This window comes from Bradyrhizobium sp. AZCC 1578 (assembly GCF_036924675.1).
Classification (GTDB): Bacteria; Pseudomonadota; Alphaproteobacteria; order Rhizobiales; family Xanthobacteraceae; genus Bradyrhizobium.
In genome coordinates this window covers 633,896-656,268 of the sequence record NZ_JAZHRZ010000001.1, presented here as the reverse complement: position 1 = coordinate 656,268, position 22,373 = coordinate 633,896, and the positions used below count along the sequence as shown (strand labels likewise).

Genomic DNA, 22,373 nt, shown 5'->3' with positions numbered 1-22,373 from the left:
TCGAACAAAATTAGACACTGCCGCGGCCGTTTGGCCCGGCGCAAGCGGAAGAAGATTGACACCATGCAGGTCACCGAAACCCTCGCCGAGGGATTGAAACACGAGTTCAAGGTCAGCGTTCCCGCATCGGATCTCGATGCCAAGGCCGATGCCAAGCTGGTCGACCTCAAGGACAAGGTGAAGCTCAATGGCTTCCGCCCCGGCAAGGTGCCGGTGAGCCATCTGAAGAAGGTGTATGGCCGCTCGGTGATGGCTGAGACCATCGACCAGACCATCCGCGACACTAACACGCAGATCTTCACCGACCGCGGTTTCCGCCTCGCGACCGAGCCCAAGATCACGTTGCCGACCGAGCAGAAAGAGGTCGAGGAACTGCTCGCCGGCAAGAGCGACCTGACCTACACGGTGGCGATCGAGGTGGTGCCGACGATCCAGCTCGCCGATTTCAAGACCTTCTCGGTGGAGAAGCCGGTGGTCGAAGTGACCGATGCCGAGGTCGACGAGGCGATCAAGCGCATCGCCGACCAGAACCGTCCCTATGCCGCGAAGGCCGAGGGCACCAAGGCCGAAACCGGCGATCGCGTCACCATCAGCTTCAAGGGTTCTATCGACGGCACCCCGTTCGACGGCGGCACCGGCGAGGGCATCCAGGTCGTGATCGGCACCGGGCAGTTCATTCCGGGTTTTGAGGAACAACTCGTCGGCATCGGGGCCGGTGAAACCCGCACGCTGAAAGTGTCGTTCCCGAAGAATTACGCCAGCGAGAAGCTCGCCGGCCAGCCGGCCGAGTTCGAGACCACGGCAACCCTGATCGAAGCCCCGGGCGAGACTGAGATCAACGACGAGTTTGCAAAAACCCTCGGCCTGGAATCGCTCGACAAGCTGAAGGAGGCCGCGCGCGAGCGGCTGGTCGCCGAGTTCGCCGGCGCCACGCGCCAGCGCGTCAAGCGCGCGCTGCTCGACCGGCTCGACGACAGCCACAAATTCGAGGCGCCGCCGTCGCTGATCGAGGAAGAGTTCAACCTGATGTGGAACTCGATCAAGGCCGAGATGGAATCCTCCGGCAAGACCTTTGCCGACGAGAACACCACCGAGGAGGCAGCCAAGGAAGAGTACAAGAAGATCGCCGACCGCCGCGTCCGGCTCGGCCTCGTGCTGTCGGAGATCGGCGAGAAGAACAAGATCACCGTGACCGATGACGAAGTCAGCCGCGCGGTGATCGAGCGGGCGCGATCGATGCCCGGCCGCGAGAAGGAGGTCTGGGACTACTATCGCAACAATGCCAATGCGCTGGCCCAGCTTCGTGCGCCGATTTATGAAGACAAGGTGGTCGATTTCATCCTCGAACTCGCCAGCGTGACCGAAAAGAAGGTCTCGCGCGAGGACCTGTTCAAGGACGACGAGGCCGACGAGAAGAGTGCAGCCTGATCGATTTGGTCAGGCCGGCATTAATGATGAACGGCGATAGCGGCGTGGTGATGGCACCCGTCGCTATGAGATCGGCCGCGAATCAGTTTGAACTTCTCTCATTCGGCTCCGCAATTGCCCGGCCTTGTCGCCAGGAAATTGGCTCATATCTGTGAGCTGAGTTGAAGTCCTGCATCACGGGACGTTCGTCCGTGCGCGGCAGTCATGCCTGCCTTGCCGATAGATGTTCGTTCCCGCTTATTCTCTGTCCGAACCCTTGGGTGATTCATGCGCGATCCCGTTGAAACCTACATGAACCTCGTTCCGATGGTGGTCGAGCAGACCAACCGCGGCGAACGCGCCTACGACATTTTCTCGCGGCTTCTGAAGGAGCGCATCATCTTCCTGACCGGTCCGGTCGAAGACGGCATGTCGACGCTCGTCGTCGCGCAGCTTCTGTTCCTCGAGGCGGAGAATCCGAAGAAGGAAATCTCGATGTACATCAACTCGCCCGGCGGCGTGGTGACATCGGGGCTTGCGATCTACGACACCATGCAATTCATCCGTCCGCCGGTGTCGACGCTGTGCACCGGGCAGGCGGCCTCGATGGGTTCGCTGTTGCTCGCGGCTGGTGAAAAGGACATGCGTTTCTCGCTGCCCAATTCGCGCATCATGGTGCATCAGCCGTCCGGCGGCTTCCAGGGCCAGGCGACCGACATCATGCTGCACGCGCAAGAGATCCTGAATCTCAAGAAGCGCCTCAACGAGATCTACGTGAAGCACACCGGCCAGACCTACAAGGCGATCGAGGACGCGCTGGAGCGCGACAAATTCCTGACCGCCGATATGGCCCACGACTTCGGGATCGTCGACAAGGTGATCGACAAGCGCCCCGAAGAAGTGACGCCGGTCAGGGTCCCGTAAGGATACGGATCGCGACACCCCGCGTTGACCTTAACGGTTGGTTGAATCGGCAAATGTGGCCGAAAGCCGCGCCTATGCCCCCGCGTAGGCCGAAAGTTCCGCTTTCGTGCCGGTTTTGCGGCGTGGCAATACCGCAACGCTCGGTCGATTTCGTCAACTTCTCCCCGTGCGAACGCCACAAATCACGGTATTGTCACGGGTAGCAATTCCGAGCCCGATTAGCGAATTCTTGATAGTCGGGTGCCAGCATGGTTGGCTGTGTGGATTGGGTTAAGATCGCGGGGGAATCGAGACGCCGTGATTCGCACGGTGCGTAATTGAGTTAGGGTCTTTTTTGGTACGGAATTTGCTCTATCTACCTTCAGGTCCGGTGACAGTGCCGGAATGGGTCGATCGGGTAACGGATCGAACGGCGGACGGAGACAGGAATGAGTAAGGTTGGCACGAGCGACTCCAAGAACACGCTGTATTGCTCGTTCTGTGGAAAGAGCCAGCACGAAGTCCGCAAACTCATCGCGGGTCCCACCGTATTCATCTGCGACGAATGCGTCGAACTCTGCATGGATATCATCCGTGAGGAGAACAAGTCCTCGCTGGTGAAGTCGCGCGACGGCATCCCGACGCCGAAGGAAATCTGCAAGGTGCTGGACGACTACGTGATCGGCCAGAGCCATGCCAAGAAGGTGCTCTCGGTCGCCGTTCACAACCACTACAAGCGGCTCAATCACCAGACCAAGCACAACGACGTCGAACTCGCGAAGTCGAACATCCTGCTGATCGGTCCGACCGGTTCGGGCAAGACGCTGCTGGCGCAGACGCTGGCGCGCATTCTCGACGTGCCGTTCACCATGGCGGACGCGACGACGCTGACCGAAGCCGGTTACGTCGGCGAGGACGTCGAGAACATCATCCTGAAGCTGTTGCAGTCCGCCGACTACAATGTCGAGCGCGCGCAGCGGGGCATCGTCTATATCGACGAAATCGACAAGATCAGCCGCAAGTCCGACAACCCGTCGATCACCCGCGACGTGTCGGGTGAGGGCGTGCAGCAGGCGCTGTTGAAGATCATGGAAGGCACGGTCGCCTCCGTGCCTCCGCAGGGCGGCCGCAAGCACCCGCAGCAGGAGTTCCTGCAGGTCGACACCACCAACATCCTGTTCATCTGCGGCGGCGCGTTCTCAGGCCTTGAGAAGATCATCTCCGCACGCGGTCGTTCGACCTCGATCGGTTTCGCCGCCCAGGTGCTGGCGCCCGAAGACCGCCGCACCGGCGAAATCTTCCGCCATGTCGAGCCGGAAGACTTGCTGAAGTACGGCCTGATCCCCGAATTCGTCGGCCGCCTGCCGGTGGTCGCGACGTTGGAGGATCTCGACGAGACCTCGCTCAAGAAGATCCTGACCGATCCGAAGAACGCGCTGGTGAAGCAATACCAGCGGCTGTTCGAAATGGAGAACATCGAACTCACCTTCGCCGACGAGGCGCTTGGCGCGGTCGCCCGCAAGGCTATCGAGCGCAAGACCGGCGCGCGCGGGTTGCGCTCGATCCTCGAAAGCATCCTGCTCGAGACGATGTTCGATCTGCCGGGCCTGGAAGGTGTCGAAGAGGTTGTGATCTCGCGCGAAGTTGTCGAGGGAACTGCCCGTCCGCTCTACATTTATGCGGACCGTTCGGACCGGGCCGTCGAGAGCAGCGCCAGCGCCTGATACCGTCGCGCCGGCCAGAACTCATACCTTTGAATAACGCGGCTGCCGAGCGTTTCGGCGGCCGCTGTGGCGTAAGCGTTTTTCGCGCGTCTGATCCGCAATTTGCAGTCATTTTCCGTGACTTGACACCCCCATACCCGATAGCCACCTAATGCCCATGGTGGCGGAAATCACGTTCGAGATTCGTCGCAAAGATCATCCGGTGAGAGGCGGCAGCGAAGGCGGCCGACCGGCCCGGAACTCCCAGCACCTTGTGGCGGTTGCGCAAGCGATGCGAACTGCGTGCAAGGGGGCAAAACAGAAGGAATAGGCCATGACGACTCCAAAAACCCGGCCAACCATCATTCTCGGCGAAAGCCATTCGTATCCGGTGCTGCCGCTCCGCGACATCGTCGTATTTCCGCACATGATCGTGCCGCTGTTCGTCGGCCGCGAGAAATCGATCCGCGCCCTCGAAGAGGTGATGAAGAACGACGCGCTGATCCTGCTCGCGACGCAGAAGAACGCGTCCGACGACGATCCAAGCTCGGATTCCATCTACGAAGTCGGTACGCTCGCCAGCGTGCTGCAACTGCTGAAGCTTCCCGACGGCACCGTGAAGGTGCTGGTCGAAGGGCTCGAGCGCGCGCGTGTGCAAAAGTATTCCGACCGCGCCGAATATTACGAGGCGACCGCGATCGCGCTCGCCGATACCGACGCCAACTCGGTCGAAGCCGAAGCTCTGGCGCGCTCGGTCGTGTCCGACTTCGAAAGCTATGTGAAGCTGAACAAGAAGATCTCCGCCGAAGTCGTCGGCGTGGTTCAGGCGATCACTGATTTCGCCAAGCTCAGCGATCAGGTGGCGCAGCATCTCGCCGTCAAGATCGCCGATCGCCAGGGCATCCTGGAGACGTTGTCCGTCACGCAGCGCCTGGAGAAGGTGCTGGGCCTGATGGAGAGCGAAATCTCGGTGCTGCAGGTCGAGAAGCGCATCCGCTCGCGCGTCAAGCGCCAGATGGAGAAGACCCAGCGCGAGTACTACCTGAACGAACAGATGAAGGCGATCCAGAAGGAGCTCGGCGACGACGAAGGTCGCGATGAGCTGGCCGATCTGGAAGAGAAGATTGCCAAGACCAAGCTTTCCAAGGAAGCGCGGGAGAAGGCGCAGCACGAGTTGAAGAAGCTGCGCCAGATGTCGCCGATGTCCGCGGAAGCTACCGTCGTGCGCAACTATCTCGACTGGCTGTTGTCGATTCCGTGGAACAAGAAGTCCAAGGTCAAGAAGGATCTCGAGCAGGCCCAGGCCGTGCTGGACTCCGATCATTACGGGCTCGAGAAGGTCAAGGACCGCATCGTCGAGTATCTCGCCGTGCAGTCGCGCGCCAACAAGCTGACCGGACCGATCCTGTGTCTGGTCGGGCCTCCCGGCGTCGGCAAGACTTCGCTCGGCAAGTCGATCGCAAAAGCCACGGGCCGCGAATTCGTGCGCGTCTCGCTCGGCGGCGTGCGGGATGAAGCGGAAATCCGCGGTCACCGCCGCACCTACATCGGCTCGATGCCCGGCAAGATCATCCAGTCGATGCGCAAGGCCAAGACCTCGAATCCGCTGTTCCTGTTGGACGAGATCGACAAGATGGGCGCCGATTTCCGCGGCGATCCGTCGTCGGCGCTGCTCGAGGTCCTCGACCCCGAGCAGAACTCGACCTTCAACGACCACTATCTGGAGGTCGATTACGATCTGTCGAACGTCATGTTCATCACGACCGCGAATACGCTCAATATTCCGGGGCCGCTGATGGACCGCATGGAGATCATCCGGATCGCCGGCTACACCGAGAACGAGAAGGTCGAGATCGCGCGCAAGCACCTGATCCCGAACGCCGTCTCCAAGCATGGCCTCGATTCCAAGGAATGGTCGATCGACGACGATGCTCTGCTGTTGATGATCCGCCGCTACACCCGAGAAGCGGGCGTGCGTAACCTGGAGCGTGAGCTCTCCACACTCGCCCGCAAGGCGGTGAAGGAGCTGATGATCTCCAAGAAGAAGTCGGTCAAGGTCACCGAGAAGACTCTCGAAGACTTCCTCGGCGTGCCGAAGTATCGCTTCGGCGAGATCGAGAGCGAGCCGCAGGTCGGTATCGTTACGGGTCTGGCCTGGACCGATGTCGGCGGCGAGCTCTTGACGATCGAAGGCGTCATGATGCCCGGCAAGGGCAAGATGACGGTCACGGGCAACCTGCGTGACGTGATGAAGGAGTCGATCTCGGCGGCGGCGTCCTACGTCCGCTCGCGGGCGATCAACTACGGCGTCGAGCCGCCGCTGTTCGACAAGCGCGACATCCACGTCCACGTGCCGGAGGGTGCAACCCCGAAGGACGGACCGTCGGCGGGTGTCGCGATGGCCACTGCGATCATCTCGGTCATGACCGGCATTCCGGTCCGGCACGATGTCGCGATGACCGGCGAAATCACGCTGCGTGGTCGCGTGCTGCCGATCGGTGGCCTGAAGGAGAAGCTGCTCGCGGCCGCGCGCGGCGGCATCAAGACGGTGCTGATCCCCGAGGACAACGCCAAGGATCTCACGGAGATTTCCGATGCGATCAAGGGCGGTATGGATATCGTCCCGGTTGCTCGGCTCGATGACGTCGTCGGCAAGGCGCTGGTCCGCGCCCCAGTGCCGATCGTCTGGGAAGAGGACACCAAGGTGCCGGTCAAGCAGGACGCCTCGGACGAAGCGGCCGGTGGCCTGACGGCCCACTGAGCTCGATCAGTCACCACTGATCATCGAACTGAAATGATAAAACGGCGCCTTCGGGCGCCGTTTTTGTTTGGTGCGGATGGGATCTCGGCTTGAACCTCGGCCCGGCGGACGGAGTTGATGAGGGATGGAAATCGACGGGCAATGCCATTGCGGGCGGGTGACCTATCGGGCGGATATCGACCCTGAAAGAGTGTCGATCTGTCACTGCACCGATTGCCAGAACCTGACGGGCTCGCCGTATCGGGTGACGGTGATCTGCTCGGCCGAGCAGGTCCGCATGACCGGCGCGCCGGCGAAGGTCTATCCGAAGAAGGGCGACAACGGCCGGACGCGCTTTCAGCACTTTTGCGAAGCATGCGGCTCGCCATTGTTCACCAGCGGAGACGGCGGACCAGATGATTGGGGCATCCGCTGGGGCAGCATCCGCCAGCGCGATCGGCTCAAGCCGGCGCGGCAAATCTGGTGCCGCTCCGCCGCGCCGTGGATCCACGGGATTGGGGCGTTGCCGGGGCGGCCGGGCGACTAGTGCAACCAAGCGCGGATATCCCACCTTGCACCAAAGGGGTTCGAGAGGCTAAACAGGCGGCTTACGGGCGGCTAGCTCAGCTGGTTAGAGCATCTCGTTTACACCGAGAGGGTCGGGAGTTCGAATCTCTCGCCGCCTACCAGCCTTCGCCCTGCGGGCTTCGGCTCGGCATGCCAGCCCCTTCGCGGCAGTGACGCAACGTTTGCTCCTCCGCAGGGGTGAAGGCTGTCGCGCCGAAGCTCGAAGAGCGTAGGCGGACCGGTGCGGAACATTCCGGAACGTAAAACCCCTGCGGGGGCTTCGGCTCGGCATGCCAGCTTCGTGGCAGTGGCGCGACCGTTTGCTCCTCCGCAGGGGCGAAGGCTGGTAGCGCGGAGCTTGAAGAGCGAAGGCGGACTGGCCTTACGCTCTTCTCATTCAACTTTCTGGGGTTGGCGTGGCAGCCGGGAGACTTAGGGGAGTTCCTCCCAGCGAAACAGGTCCCTCAAATTTGGGCTGCGGGGCCATCTTCTTGCGCACTACTCGGGATAGCCGGTTTTGAGCGTGCCTTGCTGAAATGGAGGAAGTTATTTCCGGCTTCATTGCATTTTGCAGCGAGTCGACCTTCGCCATAAGCTTGGAAAGCTGAGCAGATATCTTCTTCACGTCTTCATGTTCATCCGCTATCTGAGCAGATATTTTCTTCACACTGATTTGCTCATCCACGACGCTCTGTCTCAGAGAAGCAAGCGCAATTGAATCCTGCTGAAGAAGAGCTGTGTTTTGCTGCAACAGGATATTGTTCTCGTGCAGCGCGACAACGTGTTGCTGCTGAGCCGACTTGATATCCTTCAATGCGGCAACAGCCGGATCTGCTATCGGACCGGAAGCTTTCTGATGTGGAAGCAGTTCGGCCAAACGGCTGATATCCGGCAGGGTAAAATCCGGCGGCAGCGTATAGACTGCCGCCGCACTGTTTATTCCAAGAGCGAACACCGCTAGCGCCAAGACCGATTTTCGGCTCGATTGCTTGCTCGGTGCGGTGGATTCGGGTTGTTCGGTTTGGCTCTGCGTTTCCGATGCCGTGGTCACGTGTACTAACCTCAAATGAGTGAAATGAAAAAGGAGCCGTCGCTGGATCGTCCTTCGCGACGGCTCCCTTACGCGACACCCAACTAGAACTGCCTGAAATAATAGGCCTATGAGATTAATTCGGCGTTAGCGCCTCCAGGGCGCAGGCTAGCGTCGAAGCTCGCTGAGCGACGACGGACCTGATCGGCATCGAGCCGAGCTTCCGATCACGATGCGTAATGGAGGACGCCATGACCAGCAATCTAAACGCTAACAGGTGCAGCGCGGGGCGGTGCCGAGCGATGCCGGACCACCCCGCGACTAAGAATTAGTAACCTCTACAAGTCTCGCGATACCGACGGCAATTTCCTTCGCCGCGCTCACCCAACTCATCCTTGTTGAGGCAAGCATATCTTAGTTCGGCGCACAAATCTCTCCGAACTGGTCGCCCGCAGGCTTCCCGATATCTGCGGCAATTTCCTTCGCCCCGCTCTCCCAGCGCGTCCTTGTTTTCGCAGGCAAGCCTCAGTTGCTCGCATCGCCCGCCTCCTCGATCTACCCGAACGCCTCCCGGTCCAATCTCATTGGATTGAGAAAAGGCCGAAATCGGAATTATAAAAAGAGCGGCCGCCGCTGCGGCGCCGAACGCATATTTGCGCATCCCGTTCATCTTGATCCCTCCAGGTGCTAGTGCCGGTCAGTTGCCTTGCGGCAATAGATCACGCGAAAGGCGGGATATCGTTCCGAAGGAAATGCACGAAAGTGTAGTTATGACTGTAAATTTCGGGGTACATGAACAAACTAAGCGGCATCACGGCAATGATACGGCAACGGCTTGGCACAGGTGCGACGGACGTTCGAAATTGAAAAAGGAGCGCGCAAATGGACACACCGGCAAGCCACGAACAAAACGCCGACCAGGTCGCCTACTGGAATGGGCCGGCCGGCCAGCGCTGGGCGGAGCGGCAGGCGGCACAGGACGTGCTGCTCAAGCCGGTCGCCGACCTTGTCATCGACCGGGCCAGCCTGAAGCCGGGCGACCGCGTCATCGATATCGGTTGCGGCAGTGGTGCCACCGCGATTGCGTTTGCGCGGAAGGTCGCGCCATCGGGCCATGTGCTCGGCATCGACGTATCCGGCCCGATGCTGGAGCGGGCGCGGCAGGCTGCACCAAAGGATCTGCCGATCGATTTCATCCTTGCCGACGCCACCGTCTATCCGTTCGAGCTTGCCAGCTTCGATGTCCTGGCCTCGCGGTTCGGCGTGATGTTCTTTGCCGATCCCGCGCTGTCGTTCGCCAACATGCGGAAAGCGCTGCGGCCGACGGGGCGCGTGGCGTTCGCCTGCTGGCGCGAGCCGCGCGAAAATCCGTTCTTCATGGCGCCGCTTGCGGCCGCCTACAAGCACGTGCCAAAGCTGCCGCAGCTTGGGCCGGAGGACCCGGGACCGTTTGCATTTGCCTCGGAGGCGCGCGTGCGCCGTATCCTCGACGCGGCCGGCTTTACCGGCGTCGAAATGGAAGCGTGTCCGCTGTTGCTGGATGCAGCGATCGGCCGCGGCCTCGACGGCGCGGTGCAGGGCGCGCTGGAGATCGGCCCGGTGAGCCGTGCGCTGGACGGCCAGCCGGAAGAAGCTCGCGCTGCCGTCGCCGCTTCCATTCGCGAAGCGCTCACGCCGTTCGCGAAGGGCGACGCAGTGCTGCTGCCGGCGTCGGTCTGGATCGTGACGGCGCGGGCGTCGTAATAGCCGCGCAGCTCTTTCCCCGTCATTGCGAGGAGCGACAGCGACGAAGCAATCCATCCTTCCGCATTTGCCGATCGATGGATTGCTTCGCTTTGCTCGCAATGACGGGGATAGAGCCGCGCGAAAACTGCTACGCCCGCTCTTCCCAGATCATCGCCAGATGCACGATGGTCTCGGCGGCCTTCTCCATATCTTGACGGCTCACCCACTCCAGCCGTGAATGGAAGGCGTGTTCGCCGGCAAAAATATTGGGGCAGGGCAGGCCCATGAAGGACAGGCGTGAGCCGTCGGTGCCGCCCCGGATCGAGCTTCGCACCGGTGTCAGCCCGGCGCGCTTGATCGCCTCGATGGCGTACTCGACCGTCTCGGGGTGGCGGTCGATCACCTGTTTCATGTTGCGGTATTGCGGCTTGACCTCCATCCGGTAGGTCGAGCGCGGATAGTCCTTCATCACGTCTTTGACGATGTCTTCGAGCAGGGCCTCCTTTTGCTGCAGGCCCTCGTCGGTGAAGTCACGCACGATGAAGCCGATGGTGGCTTTCTCCAGCGCGCCCGAAATGCCGATCGGGTGCAGAAAACCTTCTTTGCCTTCAGTCGTCTCAGGCGAGCAGGTATCCTTGGGCAGGCGGTCGATGATGGCGGCTGCGATCTTGATGGCGTGCTCCATCTTGCCCTTGGCAAAACCGGGATGGGTCGAGACGCCTTCGATGGTGATGGTGGCGCCGTCGGCTGAAAAGGTTTCGTCCTCGATATGCCCGGCGCTTTCGCCGTCCATGGTATAGGCGAAGTCGGCGCCGAGCTTTTTCAGGTCGACCTTGTCGACGCCGCGGCCGATCTCTTCGTCCGGCGTGAACAGGATCTTGATGGTGCCGTGCTTGATGTGCGGATTTTGAATCAGGAACCGCGCCGCATCCATGATCTCGGCGAGACCGGCCTTGTTGTCGGCGCCAAGCAGCGTGGTGCCGTCGGTCGTGATGATGTCATGGCCGATCTGGCCGGCGAGGGCAGGATGGTCGGCAAAGCGGATCACCTGGGTGGGATCAGCCGGCAGCACGATGTCGCCGCCGCGATAATTCTTCACGATCTGCGGCTTGACGTTGGCCCCGGTGCAATCCGGGGAAGTGTCCATATGCGAGCAGAAGCAGATCACCGGGACCTTCTTCTCGGTAGTGGCCGGGATCGTCGCGTAGACATAGCCGTGCTCATCGAGATGGGCGTCGGTGACCCCCATCGCCTGCAGCTCTGACGCCAGCAGGCGGCCCAAATTCTTCTGCTTCTCGGTGGAAGGGCAGGTCGGCGAGGCCGGATCGGACTGGGTGTCGATCACGACATAGCGCAGGAGGCGCTCGGTGACATCGTGGGTGAACGCGAGGGGCGAGGCCAGCATGACGATCCGGAAAAGTTGAGCGAGGAAAGCGCTCTATAACAGAAAAGCGCCATTCCGGGTCCTCGCCGGAATGGCGCTTCGGGTGCGATCGGTCTAGGGGAGCCTTGGTCAGACCGCTTCCTTCAGTTCCTTGGCTGCGCGGAACGCGACCTTTTTGCTGGCCTTGATCTGGATCGGCTCGCCAGTGGCGGGGTTGCGCCCGGTGCGGGCGGCGCGCTTGCGGACCTGGAGGATGCCGAGACCAACGATCCGGATCCGCTCGCCCTTTTTCAGGTGTTTTGTGATCTTGCCGACCATGTCGGTCAGGATCGCCTCGGCGGCTTTTTTCGACAGATCGTGTTCCTCGGCGAGAGCCGCTGCCAGATGCTTTAGTGTGATGGTGGCCGGAGCCGCCGCTTTCTTCGCCATGTCTGGCCCTCCTCGTTGGTTGAATGGCTTTGAGCGCGTTCGTTGGCACCGGTCCGCGCTGGAAAAATGCGTTCGTGGTGACTTGAAACCCGCGGTTCCGGTACAACCGGAGCGGGGAGGATTTCAAGAAACCCAGACGTAGCAGGCCTTAAACGATTCGGATAATCGCCGGCTGCGCTGTTTTACCTGAAAACAGGCCGTTATTTGCATCACAATCGCAGAAACGCCCTTCTGGCGCGGGGATTCGCAACGTCCTTGACTAAGCGGGAGCGGGCCTTTATGCCCTCGGTTCTGCGCGGGTCAGGATCTGATTACGGCATCCGCGGGAGTAGCTCAGTTGGTTAGAGCGCCGCCCTGTCACGGCGGAGGCCGCGGGTTCGAGTCCCGTCTCTCGCGCCATTTTCTCGATGGCTTGACGTTGATCTCCGAGACTGCCGCAAACAAAAAGGCCGCCCGAGGGCGGCCATTTTTATTCCAACAATATCGCTATCGTTTAACGGACCGTCGAGGTGTTCGAGCTGGTGACGACCACCGGCTTACCCGCTTTTACGACCTGGGCAGTCTGGCTGTACTCAGAACCGGTCCGAGCCGAAATGCCGAAGGCCGCAACCGCGATACCGGCCACCAATGCGACAACCACGATCTTCAGGTGGGTACTGCGATCCGCCGAGTGAAAGGAGTGGTTCATGTGATGCCTCCCGGACGCCTTTGGCGTCCCGTGTTGGGAAGAGACGTACGCCCTGTCTGTTTCAGGATCGTTTCGCGGTTTCGGCAAAATGGTTTCATTCGGCCAGTTTGTGGCCGGTTTTTTGCCCATGCATCCGTGATGCAGGTCACATACAGCCTGCGTGCCGGATCAAACGCGGCTCACACCGGGTTCGAAACAGCAGTAAAAACAAAGGGAAGAGCCGACGGCGAGCAGGTCGGATCAGTTCGCCCGCTGGATATCGCCGCGAATCGATCCGGCCGCCCAGATGAACAACAGGGCGCCCAAGGTGGTCGTGACCGCGGCCGACAGCAGCGAATACCGCACGGCCTCCGCGCCAAAATCGCTCTTGAGCGCGTCGTTGAGCATGCCGACGGCGAGCGGACCGACGCCCTGGCCAAAGCAGGTCGCGGTCAACCAGCACGATCGCCGACGCCAGCGCCCGCATGCTCGACCTGGCGACGGTCTGCGCCACCGCAAAGATCGGCCCGAGATGGAAGCCGACCAGAAATGAGGTCAGCGCCAGCGCCGCGACCATGGTGGTGAAGTCAGGCGTCAGCATGCACAGCGCAAACACCGGGCCCGCAAGCCCCGACATGATCGCGGGCGCCCATAATTTCCAGCGGTCGTCTCGGCGGCTGACCAGCGCCACCACCAGACCGCCGACCAGCGTGCCCGCCATCCCGCTCAGGCCCTTGAAGGTACCGGCATAGGTGCCGATCTCGGCGCTGGAGAGTTGATGCACGCGTGCCAGGAACGGCGGAATCCAGGCTGATGTGGCGTAATTGGTGTAGCTCGTCAGGCAAAACCCGATCAGCACGATGACAAAGGTCCGTTGCGAGGCGAGGAAGCCGATGAAATAGCCGAGAAAGACGCCGAGATAGGTACCGATGGCATAGATGCCGAGCGCGCGCGGGCCTTCGTTCTTGCTGAAGAGATCGGCGATGATCGACTGCGAGGCTGGCGTGCCGCCGGATTCGCCGATGCCGACACCGATCCGCGCGAGCGCCAGAGTGGCCACGCTTTGCGCCATGCCGCAAAACACCGTCATCGCGCTCCAGAACGCCAGCGCGATTGCAACGATGTTGCGACGGTTGAAGCGGTCGGCGATGCGCGCGATCGGGACGCCGAGCAGCGAATAGAACAGCACGAAGCCAAAGCCCGCCAGCAGCCCCATCGTGGTGTCGCTGAGCGCGAATTCCTTTTTGATCGGCTCGATCAGGACGTTGAAGATGGTGCGGTCGAGGAAGTTCAGCGCATAGATGACGGTCAACAGCGCGAGGACGTAATATCGCTGGAGCGAGGGCCTTGCGGTGGCTTCCACTTGAGCGGCCGCCTCCGGCGCGACATCAACCATGCTTCCCCCTGAATGTTCTTTTTTGCTGAACCTGCCGCTCACGCCTCGCGAATGAAATTGCCCGCCTCGAATTCGACCGGCATCGCAGTTGAATCGAAGGAGATGCCGATCGGATCGCGGCCGGCGGCGATCGCTGCGAGCTGATCGCTCAGCATCCGCCGGATCATCAGGATGCCGCGGTCGCTCTGGCCGAAATGCTCTTCCGAATGCAGCGTCACCTTACCCTGGCCGACCTGCGCCTCGTAGTCGCCGGGGAATTGCTGGTGCTCCTGTTCGGTCATCTCCTGCCAGAATTTTCCGTTGAATTTGGAGCGCATCCTTCCGATATCGCCTGAATTCTTTACCCGGCCTGCGACGTAGATGCGAAAGGACGTATCGTCGATCGGCAGCGTCCAGCCGATCGACTCGACGCGGGCGAATTGCGCGACCCGCGGATTGGGCACGACGCGCAGCGTGGGGAGGGCGGCTTCGGTCACCCGATAAAACACCTTGCCGTCGTCCTGATGCCGGATCGAGCGCACGGTGACACCGCGCGGCGACATCTCGAACTTCACCTGCGGCATCGAGGCCATCAATTCAGTGAATTGCGGGCCGGAGAACGATCCGTGCAGCACCGGCACATGGTAGGGATCGACGACGTTCTCGAAATGCTGCAGCCAGTTGCAGGGGATGATGGCCGGACCGCCGCCGCCGATCGATGAATCGTCCGCCTCGACGAACTCGCCATCGTCCATGTTCTCCAGGCATTCGTAGCGCGGCAGCACCGGCTTTTTCTCGGCCGGGCCCAGATAGGCGAAGATCAGGCCGTAACGCTCCTCGACCGGGTACCAGGGCTGCCGCACCTTGTCCTTGAACAGGCCACCCTCGGGCTCGCAGGGCTGTTCGAGGCAATGGCCCTCGGTGTCGAACTTCCAGCCGTGATAGCAGCAGCGGATGCCGTCTTCCTCGACCTTGCCGTAATAGAGCGTGGTGCCGCGATGGCAGCAGCGGGCGTGCAGCAGTCCGACACGGGCATGCCGGTCGCGAAACAGCACCAGGTCCTCGCCGAGCACGCGCACTTTTCTGGGGATATCGGTGGCGTCCGACACGAGCCCGATCGGGTGCCAGTAGCGCCGCAGCAATTCGCCCATCGGCGTGCCGCGGCCGACCGAGGTCAGCTCGGTCCGGGTCGTCGACGGCTTCATGGCGTAGCCAGTCCCGAGATCGCGATCCCGCTGCGTAATGGTCATGCCGTTTTCCTCCCGCCGCGGCTTTGATGCCGCGGTCATTCGATTTGTTTTAGGAAGTAAAATGCAGATCGATGACAATGTCAACGATCTCGATAGAACTGTTCGATGACCCCATTCGATGGGCTTATCTGGTGATCGTTCTCGATGGTCCTTGGCACCGGCGCGCTTTGTTGGCAGAGGTTGCAAATGAGCCGGAAGCTGGAAAAGCAGACCGCGGCATCGCCTGCGGCCGCCGATGTCGCGGAATTGGCGCCGATCACCGCGATGATGTCGTCGCGGCTGATGGTGCTGGCCAATCTGCTCAAGCGCGGCGCGATCCTGCGCTATAAGCGGCTGGCGGGCTTGTCCTCGGTGGAGTTCGGCCTGGTGGCTTCGCTGGGGCGGCGGCCGCCGATGAGCGTTATCCGGCTTGCGGAGGCGGTCGGCATGGACAAGGGCCAGATCAGCCGGGCGCTGGCGGAACTGGTCGCGCGCAAGCTGGTCACCAAGGCGGTCAACCCGCGCGACAACCGCGAGACGCTGGTTTGCCTGACCAAGGCGGGGCTGGCTGCCCATGATACAATTGTGGCAGGGGCGCAGGAGCGTAACCGGCGGCTGATGGAACAGCTCGGCAAGGAAGAGCTGGCGGCGCTGCTCGACCAGATCGATCGCCTGACGGAGACGGCCGCCCAAATGCTCGCCGACGAAAAGGATTTGAAGTGAAAATTTGGGCACCATGCGGCCTGGCCCGCGTTGGTCGGCGAGGCAGGAACGCAACACTTTTTCGGGTTCTGCCGACACGTCAACGGCGGACGGAGACGTGAAACCGGCTCGTCTTGCGCCCTCTGTTGCGCTGCGCTAAGCCAAGAATAATTCCAATCAACGAATCTGCGGCCAAATCCGCAGGAAAAGGCACCGCCGATGAACGGCATCCTGCAAGATTACCTGCCACTTGTCGTGTTTATCGGGGTGGCGAGCCTGATCGGTCTGGCGCTCCTGATCGCCCCGTTCCTGGTCGCGTTCCAGCAGCCGGACCCGGAAAAGCTCTCCGCTTATGAATGCGGATTCAACGCATTCGACGACGCCCGCATGAAGTTCGACGTTCGCTTCTACCTGGTAGCGATCCTCTTCATCATCTTCGATCTCGAAGTGGCGTTCCTGTTCCCGTGGGCGGTTGCGTTCGGCAAGTTAGGGGCCACCGGCTTCTGGTCCATGATGGTGTTTCTCGCCGTCCTCACGGTCGGCTTTGCTTATGAGTGGAAGAAAGGCGCGCTCGAATGGGATTGAGCCCGACAGCTTTAGGCTCTTCGCCTGATATCGCGCAGGCGCCGAAGGGCATTCTCGACCCCTCGACCGGCAAGCCGGTCGGGGCCAACGACCCGTTCTTCCTCGAGGTCAATCACGAGCTTTCCGACAAGGGTTTCTTCGTTGCCGCCGCCGACGATCTGATCACCTGGGCGCGCACCGGTTCGTTGATGTGGATGACGTTCGGCCTCGCCTGCTGCGCGGTCGAGATGATGCAGGTGTCGATGCCGCGCTACGACGTCGAGCGCTTCGGCTTTGCGCCGCGGGCCTCGCCGCGCCAATCCGACGTGATGATCGTGGCGGGCACGCTGACCAACAAGATGGCGCCGGCGCTGCGCAAGGTCTACGACCAGATGCCCGAGCCGCGCTACGTGATCTCGATGGGGTCGTGCGCCAATGGCGGCGGCTACTATCATTACTCGTACTCGGTGGTACGCGGCTGCGACCGCATCGTGCCGATCGACATCTACGTGCCAGGATGCCCGCCCACGGCGGAGGCGCTGCTCTACGGCATATTGCTGCTGCAGAAGAAGATCCGGCGCATCGGGACCATCGAACGCTAAGGTTTTAGGTAATGGACGACGGCAAGCTCGACGCCCTTGGGCAGACGATTGTTAGCGCGCTTCCGGGCGCGGCCACTGCCCATGCGGTCGCGTTCAACCAGCTCACCGTCACGGTCGAGGCGAGCAAGATCGTCGATGTCGTCAAATACCTGCGCGATGATCCCGCGCTGCGCTTCGTCAACTTCACCGACGTCACCGCGGTGGACTATCCCAGCCGCGAGAAGCGTTTCGACGTGGTCTATCATTTGCTCTCGCCGACGCTGAACGAGCGCATCCGCCTGCGAGCGGAAGCCGACGAGACCACGCAGGTGCCGTCGATCATCGAGGTGTTTCCCGGTGCCGACTGGTTCGAGCGCGAAACCTACGACCTCTACGGCGTGATCTTCACCGGCCACCCCGACATGCGGCGGCTGCTGACGGATTACGGCTTCGACGGCCATCCGCTGCGCAAGGATTTCCCGCTCACCGGCTTCGTCGAGGTCCGCTACGACGACCAGGAGAAGCGGGTGCTCTACGAGCCGGTCCGCCTCAACCAGGAATTCCGCAAATTCGATTTCCTCTCGCCTTGGGAAGGCGCGGACTATCCGCTTCCGGGCGATGAGAAGGCTGAGCCGAAGGCCTGACCATGAACGAACAGCAGAACCTGCGTAACTTCACGATCAATTTTGGGCCGCAACATCCGGCCGCGCACGGCGTGCTGCGCCTTGTGCTGGAGCTGGACGGCGAGGTTGTCGAGCGCGTCGATCCGCATATCGGTCTCTTGCATCGCGGCACCGAGAAGCTGATCGAGCACAAGACCTACTTGCAGGCGATCCCGTATTTCGACCGCCTCGATTATGTCGCGCCGATGAACCAGGAGCACGCGTTCTGTCTCGCGGCGGAAAGGCTGCTCGGCATCACGGTGCCGCGCCGCGGCCAACTGATCCGCGTCCTCTACTGCGAAATCGGCCGCATCCTGTCGCATCTGCTCAACGTCACGACGCAGGCGATGGACGTCGGCGCGCTTACCCCGCCGCTGTGGGGTTTTGAAGAGCGCGAAAAGCTGATGCAATTTTACGAGCGCGCCTCCGGCTCGCGCATGCATGCGGCGTATTTCCGCGTCGGTGGCGTGCACCAGGATCTGCCGCAGAAGTTGATCGACGATATCGACGCCTGGTGCGATCCGTTCCTGCAGGTCGTCGCCGACCTCGACACGCTGCTGACCGGCAACCGCATCTTCAAGCAGCGCAACGTCGATATCGGCGTGGTGTCGCTGCAGCAGGCCTGGGAGTGGGGCTTTTCGGGCGTGATGGTGCGCGGCTCCGGCGCGGCCTGGGACCTGCGCAAGGCGCAGCCCTACGAGTGCTACGCCGAGATGGATTTCGACGTTCCGATCGGCAAGAACGGCGACTGCTACGATCGCTACCTGATCCGCATGGAAGAGATGCGACAGTCGGTCCGCATCATGAGGCAGTGCATCGCGAAACTGAACTCGCCGGACGGGCAGGGGCCTGTCGTCGTCGAGGACAACAAGATCGCGCCACCGCGGCGCGGCGAGATGAAGCGCTCGATGGAAGCGCTGATCCACCACTTCAAGCTCTACACCGAAGGCGTGCACGTGCCGGCCGGCGAGGTCTATGCCGCGGTCGAGGCGCCGAAAGGCGAGTTCGGCGTCTACCTGGTCTCTGACGGCACCAACAAACCTTACAAGTGCAAGATCCGCGCACCGGGCTTTGCCCATCTGCAGGCGATGGACTTCATCTGCCGCGGTCATCTGCTCGCCGACGTCTCGGCCATTTTAGGTTCCCTCGATATCGTGTTCGGAGAGGTCGATCGGTGATGGCGCAGGCGCCCATCCAGTTTGACCGGACTTCGGGCGTACTCGAGGGTGCGAACGCGTGGGAGCGTTTGGCTGCGGTGGCGCTGGCGCTAGGGTCGAAGGTGGCGTCGAATTTTTCGCACCGTGGCTACAATATGTGCGCGAACTTGTTGCGCACGACCCTGCCTGAGCGCGGCATCCAGATCAAACTCAATCCCGACGCCGTCTTCGAGTTTCCCTATGGCGACGGCTACTGGAGCAAGCTGCTCAACCGCACCTATAGCTACGAGGACGAGCTGGAGCTGCTGTTCAAGGACTCCGCCGACGTCGACTACACGCTGCTCGATTGCGGCGCCAATTACGGCTACTGGTCGGTCCTGGTGTCGAGCAAACCCTTCGGTTCGCACAAGGCGATCGCGATCGAGCCCTCGGGGCAGAATTTCCCGAAGCTGGCCAACAACGCCAAAATCAACGGCAACCGTTTCGAGGTGATGAAAAGCGCGATCGGCGCCGCGCGCGGCACCGCGCGCCTGTCCGGCACCAAGCATGAGGCCTTCAGCATCGCCGGCGACCAGTCAGACGGCGAGGAAGTGCCGGTCATCGCGCTCGACAATCTGCTCGATGACGGCAAGGTCGCCGCGGATGGAAAATACCTGATCAAGCTCGACGTCGAAGGCGTCGAGATCGAGGCCATGAAGGGCGGCGCGCGGCTGATGCAGATCGACAGCGTCTTGCTGTGCGAGGAGCACGGCAACGATCCCGAGCACACCGTGTCGCGCTATATCCTCGAACAGACCCCGCTGAAGCTGATCGTCTACGATCCGCGCAGCCATCGCCTTGAAACCGTGACCGACCTTTCGATTCTGGATCGGATCAAGGTTTCAACCCATGTCGGCTACAACGTGTTCGGCACCGCAAGCGCCTTCTGGCTCGCCCGGATTGATGCGCTCAATGCGAAAGCTGCGCGCCGCGTGCAATGAGAGACTGAACGATGTCCGTCCGCCGCCTCGCCCCCAAAGAAGTGCAGCCCGCGAGCTTTGCGTTCACGGACGAGAATCTCGCCTGGGCCAAGGCGCAGATCGCAAAGTATCCGCCGGGCCGTCAGGCCTCCGCTGTGATCGCGATCCTGTGGCGCGCGCAGGAGCAGCATGAGGGGTGGGTCTCGGAAGCCGCGATCCGCGTGGTCGCCGACCTGCTCGACATGCCCTACATCCGCGTGCTGGAAGTGGCGACCTTCTACACTATGTTCCAGTTGCAGCCGGTCGGCAAGAAGGCCCATGTGCAGGTGTGCGGCACCACGCCGTGCCGCCTGCGCGGCGCCGGCGACCTGATCGAGGTGTGCCAAAGCCGCATCCATCACGAGCCCTTCCACCTGTCGAAGGACGGCAATTTCAGTTGGGAAGAGGTCGAGTGCCTGGGCGCCTGCGTGAACGCGCCGATGGTGCAGATCTGGAAGGACACCTACGAGGACCTGACCAAGGAAAGTTTCGGCAAGGTGTTGGACGGCTTTGCCTCGGGCAATCCGCCGAAGCCCGGACCGCAGATCGACCGTCAGTTCTCGGCGCCTGTGGGCGGGCCGACGACGCTGAAGGAATCCACATGAGGCGTGACGCTACATTGTCCGTAAACCGGACGGAGAGGGGCCGCGTGATGGAGAAGTCACGCTGTGCCGGGGCTCGCCTGCGCGCAGTCCAATCGCTGATCTGAGGAAGCTTCAAGTCATGCTCGACGACAAGGATCGCATCTTCAAGAACCTTTATGGTCTCCACGATTGGGGGCTGGAGGGCGCGCGCCGCCGCGGCGCGTGGGACGGCACCAAGGCGATCGTCGACAAGGGCCGCGACTGGATCATCAACGAGATGAAGGCCTCCGGCCTGCGGGGGCGCGGCGGCGCGGGCTTTCCGACCGGCCTGAAATGGTCGTTCATGCCGAAGGAATCGACCGACGGCCGGCCGAGCTATCTCGTAGTCAACGCCGACGAATCCGAGCCCGGCACCTGCAAGGACCGCGAGATCATGCGGCACGACCCGCATCTCCTGGTCGAGGGCTGCCTGCTGGCGAGCTACGCGATGGGCGCGCATGCCTGCTACATCTATGTGCGCGGCGAGTTCATCCGCGAGCGGGAGCGCCTGCAGGCCGCGATCGACCAGGCCTATGACGCAAAACTGGTCGGCAAGGACAACATCAATGGCTGGCCGTTCGACGTCTATGTCGCGCATGGCGCCGGCGCCTATATCTGCGGCGAAGAGACGGCGCTGCTGGAAAGCCTGGAGGGCAAGAAGGGCCAGCCGCGGCTGAAGCCGCCATTCCCGGCCAATGTCGGTCTCTATGGCTGCCCGACCACCGTCAACAACGTCGAGTCCATCGCGGTTGCGCCCGACATCCTCAGGCGCGGCGCGGCGTGGTTCGCGGCCATCGGCCGGCCCAACAATGTCGGCACAAAGCTGTTCTGCGTCTCCGGTCATGTCGAGCGGCCCTGCAACGTCGAAGAGGAGATGGGGATTCCGTTCCGTGAGCTGATCGAGCGCCATTGCGGCGGCATTCGCGGCGGCTGGGACAATCTGAAAGCCGTGATCCCCGGCGGCTCGTCGGTGCGCATGGTGCCGGCCGAGCAGATCATCGACACGCCGATGGATTTTGACAGCCTAAGCAAGCTGCGCTCCGGCCTCGGCACCGCGGCCGTGATCGTGATGGACAAGTCGACGGACCTGATCCGGGCGATCGCGCGCATCTCCTATTTCTACAAGCACGAGAGCTGCGGCCAGTGCACGCCATGCCGCGAAGGCACAGGCTGGATGTGGCGCGTCTTGACGCGGATGGCCGAGGGCCGCGCCCATAAGCGCGAGATCGACATGCTGCTGGAGGTTACAAAACAGGTCGAAGGCCATACCATTTGCGCGCTCGGCGACGCTGCCGCCTGGCCGATCCAGGGCCTGATCGCGCATTTCCGCCACGAGATCGAGGCGCGCATCGACCAGTATTCGCATAAGGCCGACATCGACGATGCCGGCGTGCGCGATCCCGAGAATCTGGTCGCGGCGGAGTGATGCCGATGTCGCAACCGAGCTTCTGGTGGCAGAGATACGGGACGCTGGCGCAAATGGCGCAGGCGGCCGTGGCGCTGCTCGGCTTTGTTGCGATCCTGTTCCAGATCAACGAAATCCGCACCAACAACCGCGCCGCGAGTGCGCGGCAGGCATATCTGGGCTACACCGATCTGGCGTTCAAGAATCCGAAATTTGCGCAGCCGGACTACGAGAAGATCAAGGCCGCCGGCGGCGATGAGCAGGTTCAGTATGAAAGCTTCATCACGTACTTCCTCTATGCCTGCGAGGAAGCGATCGGCGCGTTCTCCGGAAAGCGCGAGTGGCTGGCGTCCTGCGATTACGACCTGAAGCCGCATCTGCCGTTCCTGTGCGAGAAGAATGCGGCGCAGCCGGCCTATCTCGCCACCTATGGCGCCGAGACCCAGAAATGGATCAAGACGGCGCTGAAGACCGCCAGCGTTACACCGCCAGACTGCAAGCTGGGAAAGACTTGAGACAGCA

Annotated in this window: 20 protein-coding genes, 2 tRNA genes and 1 pseudogene; 17 read left to right on the top strand and 6 right to left on the bottom strand. The window is 61.8% G+C overall.

The genetic code is table 11. From position 1 onward, the window contains the following. Nucleotides 1-63: 63 nt before the first annotated feature. From tig to V1290_RS03325, 6 genes are all read left to right on the top strand, one after another. On the top strand, nucleotides 64-1,428 hold the full coding sequence (gene tig / locus V1290_RS03350) for a trigger factor (protein ID WP_334363005.1): 1,365 nt from the start codon (nucleotides 64-66) through the stop codon (nucleotides 1,426-1,428). A gap of 267 nt (nucleotides 1,429-1,695) precedes the next feature. Beyond that, a complete protein-coding gene (locus V1290_RS03345) occupies nucleotides 1,696-2,331 on the top strand; it encodes an ATP-dependent Clp protease proteolytic subunit (RefSeq protein WP_057844270.1) in 636 nt (211 codons plus the stop codon). Nucleotides 2,332-2,759: 428 nt separating this feature from the next. Further along, nucleotides 2,760-4,034: an ATP-dependent Clp protease ATP-binding subunit ClpX gene (gene clpX / locus V1290_RS03340; protein ID WP_028345767.1), complete on the top strand. Its 1,275-nt coding sequence runs from the start codon at nucleotides 2,760-2,762 to the stop codon at nucleotides 4,032-4,034. A 313-nt stretch (nucleotides 4,035-4,347) separates the two neighbouring features. Next, on the top strand, nucleotides 4,348-6,774 hold the full coding sequence (gene lon, locus V1290_RS03335; protein WP_334363003.1) for an endopeptidase La: 2,427 nt from the start codon (nucleotides 4,348-4,350) through the stop codon (nucleotides 6,772-6,774). A gap of 124 nt (nucleotides 6,775-6,898) precedes the next feature. Then, complete coding sequence (locus V1290_RS03330; RefSeq protein ID WP_334363002.1) at nucleotides 6,899-7,300, top strand: GFA family protein; 402 nt, start codon at nucleotides 6,899-6,901, stop codon at nucleotides 7,298-7,300. Between the two features lie 65 nt (nucleotides 7,301-7,365). Continuing rightward, a tRNA-Val gene (locus tag V1290_RS03325) sits at nucleotides 7,366-7,442 on the top strand. A gap of 275 nt (nucleotides 7,443-7,717) precedes the next feature. Here the strand turns inward: V1290_RS03325 and V1290_RS03320 are convergent. Beyond that, on the bottom strand, nucleotides 7,718-8,371 hold the full coding sequence (locus V1290_RS03320) for a hypothetical protein (RefSeq protein WP_334363000.1): 654 nt from the start codon (nucleotides 8,369-8,371) through the stop codon (nucleotides 7,718-7,720). Nucleotides 8,372-9,232: 861 nt separating this feature from the next. Between V1290_RS03320 and V1290_RS03315 the strand changes: the two genes are divergently transcribed. After that, nucleotides 9,233-10,093 (top strand): class I SAM-dependent methyltransferase, encoded by an 861-nt coding sequence (locus tag V1290_RS03315; protein ID WP_334362998.1) that lies wholly within the window; start codon nucleotides 9,233-9,235, stop codon nucleotides 10,091-10,093. Nucleotides 10,094-10,223: 130 nt separating this feature from the next. Here the strand turns inward: V1290_RS03315 and pepT are convergent, their stop codons facing one another. Continuing rightward, nucleotides 10,224-11,480: a peptidase T gene (gene pepT, locus V1290_RS03310; RefSeq protein WP_334362997.1), complete on the bottom strand. Its 1,257-nt coding sequence runs from the start codon at nucleotides 11,478-11,480 to the stop codon at nucleotides 10,224-10,226. A 108-nt stretch (nucleotides 11,481-11,588) separates the two neighbouring features. Continuing rightward, complete coding sequence (locus V1290_RS03305; protein WP_057844275.1) at nucleotides 11,589-11,888, bottom strand: HU family DNA-binding protein; 300 nt, start codon at nucleotides 11,886-11,888, stop codon at nucleotides 11,589-11,591. Nucleotides 11,889-12,210: 322 nt separating this feature from the next. On the opposite strand from V1290_RS03305, the gene V1290_RS03300 reads away from it, so the two are divergent. After that, a tRNA-Asp gene (locus tag V1290_RS03300) sits at nucleotides 12,211-12,287 on the top strand. Nucleotides 12,288-12,381: 94 nt separating this feature from the next. Here V1290_RS03300 and V1290_RS03295 read toward each other — a convergent pair. The 3 genes and pseudogenes from V1290_RS03295 to V1290_RS03285 form a co-directional block, all read right to left on the bottom strand. Continuing rightward, entirely contained in the window at nucleotides 12,382-12,576 is a 195-nt protein-coding gene (locus tag V1290_RS03295) for a hypothetical protein (protein WP_028345774.1), read from the bottom strand. Between the two features lie 240 nt (nucleotides 12,577-12,816). Further along, nucleotides 12,817-13,951 (bottom strand): annotated as a pseudogene (locus V1290_RS03290) (spinster family MFS transporter). A gap of 38 nt (nucleotides 13,952-13,989) precedes the next feature. After that, the gene (locus tag V1290_RS03285) at nucleotides 13,990-15,180 is read right to left on the bottom strand and encodes an aromatic ring-hydroxylating dioxygenase subunit alpha (RefSeq protein ID WP_334362996.1); all 1,191 of its coding nucleotides are present in this window, start codon (nucleotides 15,178-15,180) and stop codon (nucleotides 13,990-13,992) included. A 186-nt stretch (nucleotides 15,181-15,366) separates the two neighbouring features. On the opposite strand from V1290_RS03285, the gene V1290_RS03280 reads away from it, so the two are divergent. The 9 genes from V1290_RS03280 to V1290_RS03240 all read left to right on the top strand — a co-directional run bounded on the left by V1290_RS03280 (nucleotide 15,367) and on the right by V1290_RS03240 (nucleotide 22,366). Continuing rightward, nucleotides 15,367-15,882 carry a MarR family winged helix-turn-helix transcriptional regulator gene (locus V1290_RS03280; RefSeq protein WP_334362995.1) on the top strand — a complete coding sequence of 172 codons (516 nt, stop codon included), beginning with the start codon at nucleotides 15,367-15,369 and terminating at the stop codon, nucleotides 15,880-15,882. A gap of 198 nt (nucleotides 15,883-16,080) precedes the next feature. After that, a complete protein-coding gene (locus V1290_RS03275; RefSeq protein ID WP_028345777.1) occupies nucleotides 16,081-16,446 on the top strand; it encodes an NADH-quinone oxidoreductase subunit A in 366 nt (121 codons plus the stop codon). Beyond that, complete coding sequence (locus V1290_RS03270; protein WP_334362993.1) at nucleotides 16,437-17,027, top strand: NuoB/complex I 20 kDa subunit family protein; 591 nt, start codon at nucleotides 16,437-16,439, stop codon at nucleotides 17,025-17,027. The genes V1290_RS03275 and V1290_RS03270 overlap by 10 nt, the downstream gene beginning before the upstream one ends. Nucleotides 17,028-17,038: 11 nt before the next feature. After that, the gene (locus V1290_RS03265; RefSeq protein WP_334362992.1) at nucleotides 17,039-17,650 is read left to right on the top strand and encodes an NADH-quinone oxidoreductase subunit C; all 612 of its coding nucleotides are present in this window, start codon (nucleotides 17,039-17,041) and stop codon (nucleotides 17,648-17,650) included. Nucleotides 17,651-17,652: 2 nt separating this feature from the next. Further along, entirely contained in the window at nucleotides 17,653-18,846 is a 1,194-nt protein-coding gene (locus tag V1290_RS03260) for an NADH-quinone oxidoreductase subunit D (protein ID WP_334362990.1), read from the top strand. Beyond that, nucleotides 18,846-19,805 (top strand): FkbM family methyltransferase, encoded by a 960-nt coding sequence (locus tag V1290_RS03255; RefSeq protein WP_028345782.1) that lies wholly within the window; start codon nucleotides 18,846-18,848, stop codon nucleotides 19,803-19,805. The genes V1290_RS03260 and V1290_RS03255 overlap by 1 nt, the downstream gene beginning before the upstream one ends. Nucleotides 19,806-19,816: 11 nt before the next feature. Beyond that, entirely contained in the window at nucleotides 19,817-20,428 is a 612-nt protein-coding gene (gene nuoE, locus V1290_RS03250; RefSeq protein ID WP_334362989.1) for an NADH-quinone oxidoreductase subunit NuoE, read from the top strand. 118 nt (nucleotides 20,429-20,546) lie between these two features. Beyond that, a complete protein-coding gene (gene nuoF, locus V1290_RS03245) occupies nucleotides 20,547-21,872 on the top strand; it encodes an NADH-quinone oxidoreductase subunit NuoF (protein ID WP_334362988.1) in 1,326 nt (441 codons plus the stop codon). 5 nt (nucleotides 21,873-21,877) lie between these two features. Continuing rightward, nucleotides 21,878-22,366 carry a hypothetical protein gene (locus V1290_RS03240; RefSeq protein ID WP_334362987.1) on the top strand — a complete coding sequence of 163 codons (489 nt, stop codon included), beginning with the start codon at nucleotides 21,878-21,880 and terminating at the stop codon, nucleotides 22,364-22,366. Nucleotides 22,367-22,373: the final 7 nt, after the last annotated feature.